Here is a 16,921-nt window from a genome sequence, read left to right on the forward strand (position 1 = left end):
GCATAACCTCATTGCCGTCCCATTTATGGGACGGGATAAAAAAATAAGCAAAATTGGCTTTAGCCAAAACACGGTCGGGTTACCCCAAGCTGGCGCAAGTTTGTCGGGCTGGCAAGCGGGCAAAGGCAACTTGTGCCTAAACGAAGTGATGCACCTACGGAGCATAATATTTGTTTATTATATTTTCTACAAAGGTTTAGTCACTACGGGACAGGTTATTAAGTTAAGGAAAATAAAAGCTAAATAATATCGAATAATGAATTTTGAATATCAACATCGAAGTTTTAACTTCATTATTCGACATTGGACATTCTGTGTTCGATATTAAAATGGGAGCCAATACTTTAACTTAATAGCATTGGAAAGACCCCGTGGAGACGACAACACATTATGCGACCTGTTGCCCCGTTAGGGGCTACCTGTTTGTAGCATTTGTATAATATATAGCCTTAGTGCCCCGTTAGGGGTTACCCTTTACATAATGGGTAGCCTCTAACGAGGCAATAGCACATTTTATTCCTGTTTTCTACAAACAGGTAGCCCCTAACGGGCATTTTGCTTTTTAAACAGATTGCTCTGTCTATACATTGATAGTTATAGGATTATAACCGGTTTTTCAGCTTCTTAACAACATCTGTGATGCCACCGTTTCAGAAAGCCTATATTCCTTTTTGGTAACAATATTTTCTATCTGCGTCAACTGCTCGTCGCTTAGTTGCTTTAACTTTTCCTGACTCAGTATGGTATTGTTTATCTGGATATAGTTGTTCTGCGCATTCACAACGGTACCGGCAGGCTGTTTGTTAAGAGTGCCAACCATCTCAAAGTAAAGTCGGGCTGCCCTTATGTCGCCGTTGCTGGCATACTTGAATACATTGACCAGTATTTGGTTAGACATCAATTTAAATTGCTCCATCTCTGCAATAAATTCGGGATGCTGTCTATAGGCTATTAGGTGTTTGTCAATAGTTGGACGGCTAAGGCCGGTCTCTTCGGCAATGGTGCTTTTACCGGGCATAACTCCGTGTTTGTGCATATAGTTTGAAATGACAGTGCTGATCACCGCGTGGTTATATTCCCAAATGTCGTTTTTTGCATGGCCGGGCATCACCTGTTCTATTTTTTCTAAAAAGTTGTCCCTGGCTGTACCGGTTAACTTTGCTAATATTTTAGTGGCCTTATTGGCAAGGCGGCGGCGTTCAGGGTCGCTCACGCCTTCAAGGTCTTTTAGCGTGATCTTTTCTAAAGCCAGGAGGTTGTCGATCTTTTTGTTTGAAAGTTGTGCTAAGGTGGTTGGTTTAGTATTCATTGGGGCCTTTATTTTGGAACATATAAAGGTAGTAAAAATAAATTTAAAATACTAATTTTATTAGCAAATAGTAATACTGCTATTTGTAAACCTTTTATTTTATAAATAATTGAATATCAAATATTTATAAAATTGTTTATTTGATTATGTAAACCTTTGTAAACCATTTTACCAAAAAAAACTCACGAAAACCGGGAGTTTTTTTTTGGTAAAATATAGACAGTATGTCATTTCGATCCGCCTAATGGCGGAGAGAAATCTATACACAAGTCGGTCGCTTCATAGATTTCTCCCCTTGGTCGAAATGACAAAGGGGGCTTTTAATTCGCATGTATCTTATGCGATTTTGTAGCATGGCTGATTGGCTTTAACGCTTTATCAATGTCCATATATTGTTTAAAGTTGCGCACATCGGTATCAACCATATTTTTAAATACGGGGTTTAAAATATTGGCAATACCGGCGCCAAGTCCGCCTGCCGGTGGCTGGTAAGTAATGATCACGTCAATAACAGTTCCCTTACCATCCTCGGTATCTCTAAAGTAAACCTTACCAGCATTATCAATTATAGAATCAGGCAACGAGCTCCAGCCAATTACCTCACCCGGTTTGTCCTTTACAATTTCGGCATCCCAGCTCACATTGCCCACACCGGTAGGTAATTTCAACACCCAACGCGAGCGTTCATTATCAATAACTTCCACGCTCTCCAGGTGGTTCATAAATAAAGGTAGGTTGTCCAGTTTTCGCCAAAAATCATAAACCTGCTTGCGCGGTTTATCAACAGTGAATGATGAATGGATGTTTACATTAACAGGTTCCTGGGTGTCTTTACCCATCCGGGAGTAAATTGCGCAATGACCGCTCACGCCACGGTTTAATAAATAGCCACCAGCACCCAATTTTAAAAAGCTGGTAAACGGACTTGAGAATAAATTGCGCAAGCCATTAAAGGTAAGTTTTACGCCTGCGGCGATGGATATATAACGCTCGGGCCAGTTTAAATTTATTTCTTCTGCCATGTTTTTTGCAGCGTTATTGTATGCTTTTGTTCTTATTGTAGTTGCCATGATAAATAGATATATGTTAGTAGGTTAACAGTTTAGGGTTAATTCTGTTTTCAAATTGTCATCTCGAACGTAGTGAGAGATCTATACATTGCTGTAATAATGCCCATACCCATGTATAGATTTCTCGCTGTCGCTCGAAATGACATGGAGTTATTGTATTTGCCCATTACCAATACTTATTGTATGTTTGCATCGCTTTAGGTTCCTTAAAGGCATATTTTTAAGGATTAAAAGGGAATATGGTGTAATTCCATAACTGTCCCGCAGCTGTAAGCTCCATAACCAATCGTCCATTCAATTGGCCACTGTTCTGATTCGTCAGGACGGGAAGGCAGGACGAAAGGGGAGTAAGTCAGAAGACCTGCCAGAGCATTATACTTTATTCATAGCTTTCGGGGATTGAAGCTTGGATTGTAGATGCTCTTCATTGCGTAGTGCAACTTCATTTCCATTTTTTTCCTTTTCGTTGGCTGTGATTTAACAGCAGCGATGAACAAAACAACTAAGCACATTTATTTTAGCCAACGGCATATTGTCGTGGTATTATGTTATTTGTGTCTGCCTGTTATCGCGTTAGCGCAAAACGATACTACCAAAAAGCTTAAGGAAGTTAAAATTACCTCATCATTTATACCCGTAATACAAACTACTGTACCATCGCAACAAATAACCAATACTGATTTTAGCCACTACAGTGCTTTTAATGTGGCTGATGCCGTACGCAATTTTTCGGGAGTTGTTATTAAAGATTATGGCGGCATAGGCGGCTTGAAAACTATATCTGTACGTGGTTTAGGTGCAAACCATACATCGGTTATATACGATGGTGTACAGGTAAATGATGCCGAAAATGGTCAGGTTGACCTGGGTAAGCTAAATTTGAATAACATCCGTGAGATCAGTTTATATAATGGGCAGCCACCCAATATTACGCAGCCTGCACGATCATTCGCAGCGGCCAGCATATTATCCATAAAAACAATAAAACCACAATTAACCGCCGATAAGCCTTACCAAATTACTGCAGGTATTAAAGCGGGCAGTTTTGGCTTGTTTAATCCGTACCTGCAATGGCAGCAACGTTTAAGCAACACTTGGTCTGTTATTGTAAATACTTATAATGAAAATGCCAATGGCGAGTACATGTACCAGATTCATAACGGCAATACGGTTACACAGCAAACACGTATAAACTCGGGCATTAACGCGCAGCAAATTGACGCCTCATTATACCATGCAAAAAATGACAGCAACCAGTTTAACCTGCATGTAAACTATTATAATTCAGACAGGGGGTTGCCCGGCGCGGTTGTTTTATACACGCCACCACCTTCGGGCCAGCATTTATGGAACCAGGACCTGTTTATACAGGCAGGTTATGAGCATACCTGGCAAACAGGGTTTCATTTACTTGTAAATTCCAAATTCTCAAAAGGTTTTCTGCATTATCTCGACCCGCAGTTTCCCAATACAGCACATCTTTTAGATCAGCATTTTACACAGCGTGAGTATTACCAGTCGGCTGCGCTATCTTATACCATTTTACCCAACTGGCAAATTTCATACGCGGCAGATGTCGCTATAAACAATATGGATGCCGACCTGCCAACGTTTCGCTATCCTACGCGGTTAACAATTTTGAACGTGCTGGCCACTAATTTAAATATAGGTAAAGCAACATTACAGGCGAGTTTATTGAACACTAATATTAGCGAAACCATACGCACCGGCACAACCGTGCCTGATAGAAATATTTATTCGCCAACCATAGTAGCCACTGTTAGACCCTTCAGTGACCAGGGGTTTAAATTACGGGGCTTTTATAAGTATATATTCCGTGTGCCTACGTTTAATGAGCTTTATTACGGGTTTTCGCCCAATGTTAATTTAAAGCCCGAGTTTGCCAATCAATACGATCTGGGAATTGCTTACCACAAAGCCCTAAACTGTTTGCTGGATTACGTTACTGTTAGTGCAGATGGTTATTATAACAACGTAACCAACAAAATTGTATATATCCCTTCGGTTTATACGGCTTCGGTACAAAACTATGGTAAGGTGGATATTAAGGGATTGGATGTAAATATAAAGACCGAAGCCAGGCTGGGTATGGCTTATAAAGCGCTGATAACTGTAAACTATTCCTACCAGGATGCCATTAATGTTACCGACCCTACAACATCTACTTATTTAAATCAACTGCCTTATATTCCTAAAAATACCATCGCTTTAAATGTGGGTATCAACAAAGGTAACTGGGGATTTTATTATAATCAGATAAGTTCATCGTCGCGTTATTTCAACAACAATAATACACCTGACGCTTATTTAGCACCCTATGCTGTAGGTGATGCTTCGGTTGTATATAAAGGCTTAATAAATAAGCTACCCATAGTTTTATCTGCAGAAATAAACAACCTGTTTAATAGGGACTATGTGGTAATACAAAGCTACCCCATGCCGGGCCGGTCATTCAGAATTTCATTTCAAATAACTATATAAAACATATATCATGAAACAATTAAAACTCAACTACCTGTTAATTGCCATTGCTTTTGCAACAACACTGGCATCGTGCCATAAAGATAAAGTAGGACCCGACACAACCATTCCCGGCTCGCAAAGAATAGGTTTGTATGTATTAAATCAGGGTGGATTTTTTGCCAACAACAGTACATTAACTTATTATGATTATACCACAAAAAACCTGGTTGCCGATCAGTTTTTTACCGCCAACGCCACAAAACTGGGCGATACCGGTAATGATGCGGGAATATATGGCTCAAAAATGTTTATCGTGGTAAATAATTCCAACGTGGTTGATGTGGTTAACTCGTCAAATACCAAGCTTATTAAGCAGATAACACTTAACCAGCCACGTAGTGTTGTTTTTTATAAAAGCAATGCTTTTGTGACCTCTTATAATAACACAGTTTCGGTGATTGATACCGCCTCGTTAACCATTACCAAAACCATTAACGTGGGCCGCAGTCCGGAGCAGATGGTGGTAGCCAATGGTAAGCTATACGTAGCTAATTCAGGCGGATTGGATTACCCTAACCTGGATAAAACCGTATCTGTTATTGATTTGACTACCTTAACCGAAACTAAAAAAGTAACCGTTATAACCAACCCGGTTACCATCACTGCCGATACCTATGGCAACGTGTATGTTTTATCATTAGGCGATTATGGTGCCGTTCAGGGTGGAATGACTGTTATTGATAACACAACCGATGCAATAAAATCACAAATAAACTTAAATTTAGGATACAACATACCTATAGCTGCTTATAGTGATTATGTGTATTATCCTACCGCTGATAATAAAATTGCGGTTTACAATGTAAAAACGCAATCATCAGTATCTGCCAACTTTATTACCGACGCTACAACCATAACTGCGCCTTATGCAATAACCGCAGATAGCAGCACCGGGGAGGTTTTTGTAACTGATGCCAAGGATTATTCGTCAAACGGTATTTTATACGCTTTTGATAAAACCGGAAAAAAGGAATATTCAATAACTGTAGGCATTAATCCAGGTAAAATTGTACTGTACACTAAATAGTGGTGATGATAATTAAGATAAATATGTAATTTTACTTTGTAGAATATAAAATATGTCATTAAAAAAGATAGATACCCGTTCCCTCGTATTAGTAGCATTTATTGTTGCCGCGGCCGCTATGCGCCTGGTTAGTTATAAATTTCCGGATGTGTTAAGCAATTTTACACCAGTAGGAGCAATAGCCTTATTTGGCGGCGCTTACTTTACTAATAAGTGGAAAGCTTACCTTACCGTGCTTTTAACGCTTTTTGCAAGCGATATCATCATCAATAAATTATACGGGCAGCCTTTCTGGAACAATTATTCATTATGGATGTACATATGCTTTACTGCTATGGTATTTATAGGTACATTAATTAAAAAAGCCAGTTTTGTAAATGTGTTTTTAGCCTCCATTGCAGGTATTGCTGTACACTGGTTAATTATTGACCTTCCGTGGCTATATGGCACTTTGTATCCGCATACATTGGCCGGGTACATGCAATCATTAATTGCCGCTATACCATTTGAAAAAAATATGGTATTGGGCGATGCTTTATTTTGTACCTTACTTTTTGGCGGATTTGAGTTTGCAAAAAGTAAGTATGCCGTATTACGCCCGGCCCATCAGTTAGCACTCTAAACTTATACCTGTTATAATTACAAAGCGATTAGTTTAGGCTGGTCGCTTTTTTTTGTTTAATGTTATTTTTATACTGATGAAAAAATTAGTAGTACTGACCGGCGCCGGAATAAGCGCTGAGAGCGGTTTAAAGACCTTTAGAGACAGCGATGGCCTTTGGGAGGGTTATGATATACAAGAAGTAGCAACACCCCAGGCATGGGACTGGAACCCTAAACTGGTACAGGAGTTTTATAACATGCGCCGTAAAGCTGTTTTAAAGGCCGAACCTAATGCCGCACATCACGCGTTGGCTAAGCTTGAGGAAAAATATGAGGTTACCATTATTACCCAGAATATTGACGACCTGCACGAAAGGGGAGGCTCAACTCATGTGGTACACCTGCATGGCATCATCACCCGTTCGCAATCAAACGATAACCCAGAGCTGACGTACCCAATAGAAGGGTGGGAGCTAAAAATGGGAGAGGTATGCGAATTGGGTTCGCAATTACGACCGCATATAGTTTGGTTTGGCGAGGATGTACCCATGATAGGGAAGGCGATGGAAATTTGCAGTCAGGCTGATTTGTTTATTTTGGTAGGCAGTTCGCTGGCGGTTTATCCCGCAGCCGGGCTTATCAACTATGTCCCAGCCGATGTACCTAAATACATTATTGATCCTAAAATACCGGAAATAAGATCAGGGAATAACTTTATAAAGTTAGCCCAAAAAGCGACGGTGGGAGTACCTCAATTGGTAAAAGATCTATTATCTGTATAAGGTCGTCAAATATCAAATTTGATCAAGAATTTGGCTTTTTTAGCTACCAAATAAAATTCTGTCAAATAGCATAACTATCTAATTTTCAATATAATTAAAAAATATATATAAATTATAAAATTAGATAAATGGTTATTCCACTCTTATAGGTGTCAAATACTGCCAAATAATATTTTGAATTTGATGTATTTAAAAAATAACTATTTATTTTATAGATAGTTACAATTATTATCTATACTAATAGTTATATCTATAATAAGCTTCTTTAAAATCCTTACCCATCTCTGCAAACCTGGTAGCTACAGTGGCTAAAAACGCCTCGTCCAGTATTTCAAATACGCTGTTTACGCCGTCGGTCAAATCCATATCTGGTATTTTATAACTCTGTTCTAAAATGCCCTTTTCCAGTTTTACAATAAACTTTTGGTTCATGTTAAATATGGTGATCTTAAAATCCGGGTGGGGTAGTTCTGCAATTACTCTCATAGTATTAATTATTAAATCAAACCGTTTAACGGGTCTTTCCCTTTTATTGTTCCGAAACTGGCAATTGGTTTAAACCGCGCGAATAACTCTTCGCTGTACCAATTTTCCTCTCTTGTTTTTTTGATGACTTCGGCGTGTTCGCGTGAGTGATAGGCAAAAGCTTTTACATCTTCCAGGCTTTCCCAAATAGAAAATGTAGCCTGGCGATAAACCGGTGCTTCACCTACGCCGAATGAAGTTATATAGCCCTTAGCCGATGTCATCATATCAGCTACACTATCCACATTACCCCAAAAGCCCCTTAGTTTACTTAAGCGAATGGTTGCGCGGGTAAGTACCGCAACCATTCCTTCATAATCAGTAACAGGTGCAGCGGCAAATGGATCTATACCATCCCATTTACCGTGACTTTGCAACGGCTCGCATAGTATGGTCCATTTTTCGGCACCAAACAGCCTCCACCAGCCCGCAATAAATGATGAACTATAGAAGTCCTCAAAATCCTCCCGGCTTTCCCATACGGCCAATAAAGCCCATTGTTGCCAATCGGGTTGCAGGTCAAATGTACCGTTATGCCCGCTGCCCATCAATTTCCAAAACTTACACTCTTTTTGCAACCATAGCGGCAAACGGTGTATAGCCATGGCCAATAAAGCAAAGGGTATTAACAGCTTGCGGTATCGAACTATAGTAAGGCTAACTATCATCCTTGCGAAATAAAAGATTAAATATGATATTAAGCATATTTAATTTCACTACTTGTGGCTTAAATTTGTACTATGTCCGAAGATCTAACCATTTCAACATCAACCAGCAAAACCGAACAATATAAAGCCCTGCTACCGCAAATTAAGGCGCTGATAACCGGCGAGCCGGATACAGTTGCTAACCTGGCCAATATATGCGCCGCGTTAAAGCAACAGTTTAACTGGCTTTGGGTTGGGTTTTATATGGTGAAAGGTGACGAGTTGGTGCTCGGCCCTTTCCAGGGACCGGTTGCCTGCACACGCATTGCCAAAGGCAAAGGTGTTTGCGGTAATGCTTGGCAGGATGCTAAAATATTGATAGTTGGTGATGTGGACGCCTTTCCGGGCCATATTGCCTGCAGCTCATTATCCCGGTCGGAAATTGTGGTGCCGATATTTGGCAACAATACGGTTGTTGGTGTGTTAGATGCGGATAGTGAACACCTGAACCATTTTGATGACATAGATGCCAAATATTTGGAACAGGTAGTGCAGCTGATAAACTTTAAATGAGCAAAATATATTTAATTGCCGGGTTAGGTGCAGATACGCGGGTTTATAATAATATTGATCTGCACGATCATGATGTAGTACCGTTAGATTGGATAGAGCCAGATGAAACAGATACTTTATCAGCCTATGCACAAAAACTTATACAACAGTATCATATAACTCCAAATTCTGTCATTATAGGAAATTCATTAGGGGGGATGATGGGTATCGAGATCGCTAAAATAATACCCATTAACAAGGTAATCTTAATTTCAAGTATCAAAACAATTAGCGAGGCTCCGTGGTACTTTGATTTTTTTCGAGCTGCACCCATTCACAAGCTCGTACCCAAATGCTTAATGACCTCATCTGGTATTTTTATTGAGCTGTTGTTCGGTAAAATGAACCCGGAGGATTTATGGCTGTTTAAAGATATGCTCAAAAAATCATCCCCGGTATTTTTAAAATGGGCAATGGCTGCTTCCTTAAAATGGAAAAACAACATAGTGCCCGCTAATGTTTATCATATTACCGGCGATAAGGACCTGATATTTCCGTGCAAAAAAATAAAAGATGCCACGGTTATTAAAGGCGGAACCCATATTATGATATTTGATAAAGCCAAACAGGTTAATAAATTAATAAAGTCTATCTTAAATAAAAAATGAAGCTGCCGCTGTCTTTTTACCAGGGTAATGATGTAGTAAGCATAAGTAGTAACCTGCTGGGTAAGTATTTATTTACCTGTATTGACGGTGTAATTACCGGTGGATATATTGTTGAAACAGAAGCGTATAATGGTGTTATTGACCGCGCATCGCATGCGTTTGGTAACCGGCTTACGCCCAGAACAAAAACCATGTTTGAGCACGGGGGCATTGCCTATGTATACCTTTGTTACGGCATACATGAAATGTTTAATGTAGTAACTTCTGTTGAAGGACAGCCCCACGCGGTGCTCATCCGCGCTATAAATCCAACCGACGGGTTGGATATTATGCAATATAGAAGGAATATGCCGGTAATTAAGCCAACCATTACTTCAGGCCCCGGCTCAGTGGCCAAAGCGCTAGGTATCACACGTAACATTAACGGTATCAGCTTACAAAGCGATGTTTTATGGATTGAGGATAGAGGCTTAACTTTTGCTGATACAGAAATTGCAGCCGTACCACGTGTTGGGGTTGACTATGCGGGTACTGATGCTCATTTACCTTACCGGTTTTATGTAAAGGGGAACAAATATGTAAGTAGGCCCAATAAGCACTAAACTAAATAAAAGCTCTTTTGCTTTATTTTTATCCCAAACACATACCAACTTGCCGCTTATGATTAAAAAATTGCTTAAAGGGGCTAATTTACGCCTAAAAAGGCTTATTAACCTGACAATTAAAGATTAGTCGCGGGCAATAATAACAGGGGTATGGTAACGGTGATGTTTGCTTATCTTTTTAAAGCGGATGAATAACAAAATAGCCGAAACCATTAAACCTACCACTAAACCGTACCATATACCGGATACGCCCCATTTTAAGCTTATTCCCCAAAAATACCCTAAGGGCAAACCAATTACCCAATAAGCCAAAAAAGTGATGAGGGTAGGGATATTAACATCACCCATACCACGTAAAATTCCCAGTCCAACAACCTGCGTGCCGTCAAACAATTGAAATAACGCAGCAATTATAAGTAGCTGTGCTGCAATTGCTATTACATTAACATCTGAAGTGTATATCCATGGTAATATTTTATTTCCAACAGTAAAAGCAATGGCGGATATGCACATAAAAGCTATAACAATGTGGTAGCTTGCCTTTGTTGATAAACGCAGGTTGCCATGATCCTTAGCACCAAAATAATTACCCGATTTAATTGCTGCCGCCGCTGCTACACCGCTAGACATCATATAAGTGATAGAGGCCAGGTTAATGGCTATCTGGTGCGCGGCAAGTTGTACCAACCCAATAGTACCTACAATAATCGCTGCACCGCTAAACGCGCTTACCTCAAAGCCATACTGCATAGCAACAGGGGCACCTATGCCTAATATTTTTAAGCAGCGGGTGCGGTCAATATTTTTAATAGAAAATCCTTTTAGATATTGCTTAAAGTTTTTTGAGCGAAAAACATATATACCCATTACGCACGCCATTAAACAGCGGTCGATAAGTGTACTGTAACCAACGCCCATAATCCCCATAGGATGCACACCAAATAAACCTTTTACAAAGATGATACCCAGACAAATATTTAAAATATTTCCCCAAATGGATATCATCATGGCTTGTTTGGTAAAGCCCAAACCTTCGGCAAATTGCTTAAAGGTGTTAAATATCAGCATCGGGATTATAGATAGTGCCAGCAACAACAAAAACGGCTTGGCCTGTACCACAACCTGCGACGCCTGGTGCAGGTGATCTAAAAAATACAGGGCACCTAATGATATCACAATAAACAATACTATACCACTCAGCAGGTTTATAAGTAAGCTGTTAGATAGGAGTTGTCCGCATTCTTCAAACTCACTCCGGCCATTGTTTTGGGCAATAAGAGGGGTAGAGCCGTAGGAGATACCTATACCCAGTACCATAGGCACAACAAAAATACTGCTGGCTAATGACACCGCGGCCAAACTAACCGTACCTGCAAAATGCCCTACAATTATCGTATCAGAAGTTTGCACCAAAGTATGACCCAACTGCGATATTACCACGGGTATGGCGAGTTTTAAATTATCGCGGTAATGGGTTTTCATTTAAGTTGCAGATGTTATAATGGGTTGAAGAAGTTATAATGGTTTTAAACCTTTTTAGTTTTTTTAGATTTTGTCGGAAATAACATTAAAACCTTACATTTTACCAGAACTTAAGTTAACACGCTGTATAATATTCCTCTTTTTCGGTAGTATGGATACAGATCACACCGGATAATACCAGGTTTACCAAAATACGTTGACTTGCCCGCCGACCCTGTTTGAGCAGGTCGCTGCACTCATTGACAGTTATCCGTTGGGTACTTTCCAGGTATTGCAGCAATGTTTTTTCATTAGACGAATATTCTATAAGCACGCCGTTACTATCTGTCGACCGCTTTAACACATCCACTACAATTTTGCTGGCCAGCATGCTTTTATCTTTTATCCTTACGTATACCCACCATTTTCCGTCTTCAGCAAGGGCGTAATGGGGCTTTAGGGTGCTTTGGGGTGTATCAACAACCAACACCAGTTTGTCATCTACATATACTTCTTCAAAAACGGGTTCAAGTGCGGGTTTTGCATATAAATGCGCGGCTTTGGTTATCATATACCGCTCTTCATCTTCTGATTTCACACCTTTTATGGTGCCATCGTCGGCAACTCCAATAAGCAAGCGCCCACCTTTATTATTAGCGAATGCAACCATTGTACGTGCTATTTTTTCGCAGCTGGTAATGGTTTTTTTAAAGTCGAGCGATACACCTTCCCCCTCAAAAATTTGCTTTTTGATATTCATATTTTCTTTCGTGATCAGGTTTTATAAGGTGTATATATGCCCATCCATCTTTCGGTATTGTTCAGCGGTGCAAATCCAAACTGGCTGTACAGTCCATGTGCATCAACGGTTGCTAAGGCCCACCGTCTTAACCCTTGTAATTCGGGGTAGTTCATAATCGTTTGCACCAACCATTTTGACAACCCCAGATTTCTGTAATCGGGCAGCACAAATACATCGCAAAGATAAGCAAAAGTAGCTTTATCGGTAATTACGCGTGCAAAACCGACTTGCTTATCATCCTTATAAATGCCAAAACACAGAGAGTTTTTGATGGCTGCTTTTAACTTTTCAATGGGTACACCCTGCGACCAGTAAGAATCTTTATCCAAAAAATTATAAATAACATCAAAATCCAGCAGGTTTTTATCGGTTGATATTGTATATCCCTTTTTTAGAAAAGCTTTGTCGTTAATTATTACTTGCATCAGGTTATTTCTATAAAGTTTAAATTACGTATGTGTACTTCAATCATCAGCGAAACGCATTTTTTGCCGTCAATATTATAAATATCAATAGGGTGGGCCTGAACGTATTTGCCAACTGTATCCAATAAATTAACGATTTCAACAATTTCCTGCTCAGTTATGACTAAATCAAAATATAAATTAGTTAATCCGGGTTTTAAAAATTGAACCTCAACTGATCTTGACCATACTTTTATATGATATCCTTTTTTACTTAAAACCTGGTGAAACAGCGCCGGATAAAAAGGATCAGCAGCCGAAAATATAGTACCCCCAAATATAGATTTGTTATAATTTCGGTTCAATAAACTGTGGCTTATTTTTACACGTGCCCCGGCAAAACCGTTGTTAATTTTTACTACCCAAATACGCTGAAAAAACAATGGTGGATATAAACGTAAAAGCCATTTTAATAAGTTTTCTGATACCACCATGAGGCTTAAATATCAGCAATTAAAATATAAATAATACTAAAACGGCGTAAAAACAAACATTAGTATTATAAATTATTATTGCGATAACTTAATAACAATAATTCGATATTACGTTGTGAAATGTAATTGTAAAATGGTGTTTGCATATTTTATTGGTTATATATAATCACATAATTAACATTATGTAAAGTTATAAATAAAATAATAAGCCCGGTTTTTAGCCCGGGCCTATTGTTTATTGTAATTCGTCTAACCTCTTTTGTATAGCGGTAGCATTGGTCATATCATTTTTAGCTCTATAATAAGTTTTTAAATTAGATAAAGCATCTGCTGACTTTGGATTTAAATCAACCGCTTTTAGCAAGTATGGTTTTGCCAGGTCAAATTGCTCATTTGACTTAGCTATAGCGGCTTCGTATTCCTTTTGTTTATTTGCAGGTAATTGATTGGCAGCATTATACATATCAATAGCCGGACTAATAAGCGAGTATCCTAAATTTAAATTGGCTTCAAAAAAGTTGGGGTCTATTGCTAAAGCTTTTTTATACATATCTGCAGATTTAGTAAAATAGTCGACTTTTGCAGCCTGAAATTTTGCTTTTGCTGCCGGGTCTTTAACTTTTGACTGCTCTTTTCCTTCTGCCTCAGCCAATTGCGAATAAGTTATACCAGCGTAATAGTATAATTCTTTGTTTTTTGGATCATTATTTATAGCAGTTTGAATTTGGTTAAGCACTTCCTGCTGTTTGCCGGTTCTTAAATAAAGTTCAATTTGCCTTTTACGCAGGTCATTACTTTTAGGATACTTTGCAATACCGTCACTGGCTGCCTTTAACGCGCCTACTGTATCCTTATTCATCAAATATAAATTAGATAACTCAAAATAAACAAAGTCGTTCTTTGAATAATTTTTAGTTAACAAGTTGTTATATTGTGTAATACCTGTAGCTATATTTCCGGCGTTTATTGCGGCAAGACCGGTATAATATATGGCATTGGTATCCTCTGGCATTATCTGGCGGTAACGGTCAAAAGCATTATATGCCAGATCATATTTTTTTGCAGTATAAGCTCTAACGCCTTCATTAAGATTATACTGAGCTATATTAAGCGTGGTACGGTCAAATAAAGCCTTGTTTTCATTTTTGGTATCTAACTCCTGCGCCTTTTTAAATGCCTCCTGGGCAGTTGTGAACAACGAAGGATTTGTTTGGGCCGTATCGGCAACAGCAAAATCAGAATAAATTGCTCCTTTTAAAGCATATGTAAGTGGCAAAGTTGATGTTTTATCATTAGCAGAGGCTTTATCTATTGAAACCTTAGCCACATTTAGGCTTGTAGTAGCTAACGCACCGACCTGGGCTGCCTTTAATGACTGAAATTTCTCATAGGCGTCCTGTGCATTCTTCAATTCGCCTTTTTGTGCAAATGCCGTTACTGATATCATACCTAATAGGCCGACCAGCAAAAATTTAATTTTCATAAATGTAGTAATATGATTAACTATTTAGTTTATTATAATTTAGCGTAAAAACAAATTGGCAGTTTTTGTATGCTAATGCAATATCGCAGTTATTTAACTTAATATCAAGTAACACGTTAATTTTAAAAGCCAATGTCATAGTATAGTTACCACAACATTGGCTTTAATGCTCTTTTATTCGGTAGTATCGTCAGTTGCTGTGCCGGTTTCGGTACTTTCGCCATCTTCGCCTTCTGTTGGGGTTGCGTTTTCATCCCGTTCAACGTCTTCCTCATCATCATGCTCAATTTTTGCTACCGATGCTATCTCGTCATTACCTTTTAGGGTTATTAACCTTACCCCTTGCGTTGCACGGCCCATTGTTCGTAACTCGCTTATTGCGATACGGATAATAACGCCCGATTTGTTAATGATCATCAAATCTTCGTTATCCGTTACACCTTTAATAGCTACCAGTTTGCCGGTTTTCTCGGTTACACTTAGGGTTTTAACGCCTTTACCGCCACGGTTAGTAACGCGGTAATCATCAATATCAGTACGTTTGCCGTAACCTTTTTCTGATACTACCAATACAGTAGTTTCTGGGTTATCAATACTTATCATACCTACCACCTCATCGTTGTCGCTATCTAAAGATATACCACGAACACCTGTAGCTGTACGGCCCATTGGGCGCACGGTTGATTCGTTAAAGCGGATAGCCCTACCCGATTGCAACGCCATTACAATTTCGCTTGTGCCACTGGTTAAGTTGGCTTCCAGCAATGAATCGCCCTCATTAATGTTTATCGCATTGATACCATTAGCACGTGGACGTGAATAAGCCTCTAACGATGTTTTCTTGATGGTACCTTTGCGGGTACACATAATTATAAAGTTATTGGCCAGGTATTCCTGGTCTTTTAGGCTAAGCAGTTTAATGTATGCCTTAATGTTCTCCTCTTTAGGGATATTAATTATATTCTGGATAGCACGCCCCTTAGAGGTACGTGTGCCTTCCGGAATTTCGAATACCCGCAACCAGAAACATTTACCCGACTCGGTAAAGAACAGCATGTAATTGTGGTTAGAGGCTATTAGTAAATGCTCAATAAAATCGGCATCACGACTGTTGCTGCCTATTGAGCCTTTACCGCCCCTGCCCTGTCTGCGATATTCTGTTAACGGCGTACGTTTGATATAACCCTCGCGCGATATGGTAATCACCACATCCTCATCCTCAATAAAGTCTTCGGTATTCATTTCGGCTGATGAGTGTACCATTTCGGTTTTACGCTCATCGCCATATTTTTCTTTGATCTCTATCAACTCATCTTTAATGATCTGCATACGCAAACCTTCATCAGCTAATATCGAGTTTAGATATTCAATCAACTTCATTAATCCTTCGTACTCATCTTTTATCTTATCACGCTCAAGTCCGGTTAAACGTCTTAAGGTCATATCCAAAATAGCACGGGCCTGTATATCGCTTAAACCAAACTGGCTCATTAAACCCTCGCGGGCCTCATCAGGTGTTTGCGAAGCACGTATCAGCTTAATTACTTCATCCAAATGATCTAAGGCAATTAATAAACCCTCTAATACATGCGCACGTTTTTGGGCCTCGGCCAGTTCAAATTTTGTACGACGAACAACAACCTCATGCCTGTGTTCAACAAAATGATGAATAAGGTCCCTCAGGTTCAGCATCATTGGGCGGCCATGCACCAGCGCAATGTTGTTTACACTAAATGAAGTTTGTAATGAGGTGTATTTAAATAAGTTATTTAATACGATAGCTGCATTTGCTTCGCGTTTTATTTCATAAACTATGCGTATACCTTCGCGGTTTGATTCGTCGCGGATGGCGGATATACCGTCAATTTTCTTATCGTTCACCAAATCGGCGGTACGTTCAATCATCAGGCCTTTGTTAACCTGGTAAGGTATTTCTGAAACGATT

General features: G+C 39.3%; 17 protein-coding genes and 1 riboswitch. Of the genes, 7 read left to right on the forward strand and 10 right to left on the reverse strand.

What is annotated here, in order from left to right; genetic code table 11:
- Window positions 1–616 precede the first annotated feature (616 nt).
- Together ABI367_RS13575 and ABI367_RS13580 are read right to left on the reverse strand one after the other, a co-directional pair.
- On the reverse strand, window positions 617–1,309 hold the full coding sequence (locus ABI367_RS13575; protein WP_462228601.1) for a hypothetical protein: 693 nt from the start codon (window positions 1,307–1,309) through the stop codon (window positions 617–619).
- Between the two features lie 320 nt (window positions 1,310–1,629).
- Entirely contained in the window at window positions 1,630–2,379 is a 750-nt protein-coding gene (locus ABI367_RS13580) for an SRPBCC family protein (RefSeq protein WP_462228602.1), read from the reverse strand.
- A 181-nt stretch (window positions 2,380–2,560) separates the two neighbouring features.
- A riboswitch (cobalamin riboswitch) is annotated at window positions 2,561–2,762 on the forward strand.
- Between the two features lie 106 nt (window positions 2,763–2,868).
- On the opposite strand from ABI367_RS13580, the gene ABI367_RS13585 reads away from it, so the two are divergent.
- The 4 genes from ABI367_RS13585 (at window position 2,869) to ABI367_RS13600 (ending at window position 7,335) form a co-directional block, all read left to right on the forward strand.
- On the forward strand, window positions 2,869–4,881 hold the full coding sequence (locus ABI367_RS13585) for a TonB-dependent receptor (protein ID WP_462228603.1): 2,013 nt from the start codon (window positions 2,869–2,871) through the stop codon (window positions 4,879–4,881).
- Between the two features lie 10 nt (window positions 4,882–4,891).
- Complete coding sequence (locus ABI367_RS13590) at window positions 4,892–5,950, forward strand: YncE family protein (protein ID WP_462228604.1); 1,059 nt, start codon at window positions 4,892–4,894, stop codon at window positions 5,948–5,950.
- A 52-nt stretch (window positions 5,951–6,002) separates the two neighbouring features.
- Window positions 6,003–6,572 (forward strand): DUF6580 family putative transport protein, encoded by a 570-nt coding sequence (locus tag ABI367_RS13595; protein ID WP_462228605.1) that lies wholly within the window; start codon window positions 6,003–6,005, stop codon window positions 6,570–6,572.
- 76 nt (window positions 6,573–6,648) lie between these two features.
- Window positions 6,649–7,335 carry an SIR2 family NAD-dependent protein deacylase gene (locus tag ABI367_RS13600; RefSeq protein WP_462228606.1) on the forward strand — a complete coding sequence of 229 codons (687 nt, stop codon included), beginning with the start codon at window positions 6,649–6,651 and terminating at the stop codon, window positions 7,333–7,335.
- Between the two features lie 237 nt (window positions 7,336–7,572).
- Here ABI367_RS13600 and ABI367_RS13605 read toward each other — a convergent pair whose 3' ends face one another.
- Together ABI367_RS13605 and ABI367_RS13610 are read right to left on the reverse strand one after the other, a co-directional pair.
- Window positions 7,573–7,821 carry a hypothetical protein gene (locus ABI367_RS13605; protein ID WP_462228607.1) on the reverse strand — a complete coding sequence of 83 codons (249 nt, stop codon included), beginning with the start codon at window positions 7,819–7,821 and terminating at the stop codon, window positions 7,573–7,575.
- An 11-nt stretch (window positions 7,822–7,832) separates the two neighbouring features.
- Window positions 7,833–8,528, reverse strand: a complete 696-nt coding sequence (locus tag ABI367_RS13610; RefSeq protein ID WP_462228608.1) for a DUF3291 domain-containing protein — start codon at window positions 8,526–8,528, stop codon at window positions 7,833–7,835.
- 72 nt (window positions 8,529–8,600) lie between these two features.
- On the opposite strand from ABI367_RS13610, the gene ABI367_RS13615 reads away from it, so the two are divergent.
- From ABI367_RS13615 to ABI367_RS13625, 3 genes are read left to right on the forward strand one after another with little or no spacing between them, the layout of a single operon-like run.
- Window positions 8,601–9,080, forward strand: coding sequence for a GAF domain-containing protein (locus ABI367_RS13615; protein WP_462228609.1), 480 nt, complete (start codon window positions 8,601–8,603; stop codon window positions 9,078–9,080).
- Window positions 9,077–9,727, forward strand: a complete 651-nt coding sequence (locus ABI367_RS13620) for an alpha/beta hydrolase (protein ID WP_462228610.1) — start codon at window positions 9,077–9,079, stop codon at window positions 9,725–9,727. The genes ABI367_RS13615 and ABI367_RS13620 overlap by 4 nt, the downstream gene beginning before the upstream one ends.
- On the forward strand, window positions 9,724–10,329 hold the full coding sequence (locus ABI367_RS13625; RefSeq protein WP_462228611.1) for a DNA-3-methyladenine glycosylase: 606 nt from the start codon (window positions 9,724–9,726) through the stop codon (window positions 10,327–10,329). Before ABI367_RS13620 ends, ABI367_RS13625 begins: the two co-directional genes overlap by 4 nt.
- Window positions 10,330–10,455: 126 nt before the next feature.
- Here ABI367_RS13625 and ABI367_RS13630 read toward each other — a convergent pair whose 3' ends face one another.
- The 6 genes from ABI367_RS13630 to ABI367_RS13655 form a co-directional block, all read right to left on the reverse strand.
- Complete coding sequence (locus tag ABI367_RS13630; RefSeq protein WP_462228612.1) at window positions 10,456–11,814, reverse strand: MATE family efflux transporter; 1,359 nt, start codon at window positions 11,812–11,814, stop codon at window positions 10,456–10,458.
- Window positions 11,815–11,929: 115 nt separating this feature from the next.
- Window positions 11,930–12,553, reverse strand: a complete 624-nt coding sequence (locus tag ABI367_RS13635; protein WP_462228613.1) for an AlbA family DNA-binding domain-containing protein — start codon at window positions 12,551–12,553, stop codon at window positions 11,930–11,932.
- A 14-nt stretch (window positions 12,554–12,567) separates the two neighbouring features.
- Entirely contained in the window at window positions 12,568–13,020 is a 453-nt protein-coding gene (locus ABI367_RS13640) for a GNAT family N-acetyltransferase (protein WP_462228614.1), read from the reverse strand.
- Window positions 13,020–13,493 carry a DUF4442 domain-containing protein gene (locus ABI367_RS13645; RefSeq protein WP_462228615.1) on the reverse strand — a complete coding sequence of 158 codons (474 nt, stop codon included), beginning with the start codon at window positions 13,491–13,493 and terminating at the stop codon, window positions 13,020–13,022. Before ABI367_RS13645 ends, ABI367_RS13640 begins: the two co-directional genes overlap by 1 nt.
- 235 nt (window positions 13,494–13,728) lie before the next feature.
- Complete coding sequence (locus ABI367_RS13650) at window positions 13,729–14,976, reverse strand: tetratricopeptide repeat protein (RefSeq protein ID WP_462228616.1); 1,248 nt, start codon at window positions 14,974–14,976, stop codon at window positions 13,729–13,731.
- A gap of 174 nt (window positions 14,977–15,150) precedes the next feature.
- The coding region (locus tag ABI367_RS13655; RefSeq protein ID WP_462228617.1) for a DNA gyrase C-terminal beta-propeller domain-containing protein at window positions 15,151–16,921 on the reverse strand (1,771 nt) is incomplete at its 5' end.

The organism is Mucilaginibacter sp., from assembly GCF_039935595.1.
Taxonomy (GTDB): domain Bacteria; phylum Bacteroidota; class Bacteroidia; order Sphingobacteriales; family Sphingobacteriaceae; genus Mucilaginibacter.

What these genes read in the sequence shown, in the direction of transcription:
- ABI367_RS13575 (WP_462228601.1), bottom strand. Translation starts at nt 1,309, where the DNA reads ATGAATACTAAACCAACCACCTTAGCACAACTTTCAAACAAAAAGATC.
- ABI367_RS13580 (WP_462228602.1), bottom strand. Translation starts at nt 2,379, where the DNA reads ATGGCAACTACAATAAGAACAAAAGCATACAATAACGCTGCAAAAAAC.
- ABI367_RS13585 (WP_462228603.1), top strand. Translation starts at nt 2,869, where the DNA reads ATGAACAAAACAACTAAGCACATTTATTTTAGCCAACGGCATATTGTC.
- ABI367_RS13590 (WP_462228604.1), top strand. Translation starts at nt 4,892, where the DNA reads ATGAAACAATTAAAACTCAACTACCTGTTAATTGCCATTGCTTTTGCA.
- ABI367_RS13595 (WP_462228605.1), top strand. Translation starts at nt 6,003, where the DNA reads ATGTCATTAAAAAAGATAGATACCCGTTCCCTCGTATTAGTAGCATTT.
- ABI367_RS13600 (WP_462228606.1), top strand. Translation starts at nt 6,649, where the DNA reads ATGAAAAAATTAGTAGTACTGACCGGCGCCGGAATAAGCGCTGAGAGC.
- ABI367_RS13605 (WP_462228607.1), bottom strand. Translation starts at nt 7,821, where the DNA reads ATGAGAGTAATTGCAGAACTACCCCACCCGGATTTTAAGATCACCATA.
- ABI367_RS13610 (WP_462228608.1), bottom strand. Translation starts at nt 8,528, where the DNA reads ATGATAGTTAGCCTTACTATAGTTCGATACCGCAAGCTGTTAATACCC.
- ABI367_RS13615 (WP_462228609.1), top strand. Translation starts at nt 8,601, where the DNA reads ATGTCCGAAGATCTAACCATTTCAACATCAACCAGCAAAACCGAACAA.
- ABI367_RS13620 (WP_462228610.1), top strand. Translation starts at nt 9,077, where the DNA reads ATGAGCAAAATATATTTAATTGCCGGGTTAGGTGCAGATACGCGGGTT.
- ABI367_RS13625 (WP_462228611.1), top strand. Translation starts at nt 9,724, where the DNA reads ATGAAGCTGCCGCTGTCTTTTTACCAGGGTAATGATGTAGTAAGCATA.
- ABI367_RS13630 (WP_462228612.1), bottom strand. Translation starts at nt 11,814, where the DNA reads ATGAAAACCCATTACCGCGATAATTTAAAACTCGCCATACCCGTGGTA.
- ABI367_RS13635 (WP_462228613.1), bottom strand. Translation starts at nt 12,553, where the DNA reads ATGAATATCAAAAAGCAAATTTTTGAGGGGGAAGGTGTATCGCTCGAC.
- ABI367_RS13640 (WP_462228614.1), bottom strand. Translation starts at nt 13,020, where the DNA reads ATGCAAGTAATAATTAACGACAAAGCTTTTCTAAAAAAGGGATATACA.
- ABI367_RS13645 (WP_462228615.1), bottom strand. Translation starts at nt 13,493, where the DNA reads ATGGTGGTATCAGAAAACTTATTAAAATGGCTTTTACGTTTATATCCA.
- ABI367_RS13650 (WP_462228616.1), bottom strand. Translation starts at nt 14,976, where the DNA reads ATGAAAATTAAATTTTTGCTGGTCGGCCTATTAGGTATGATATCAGTA.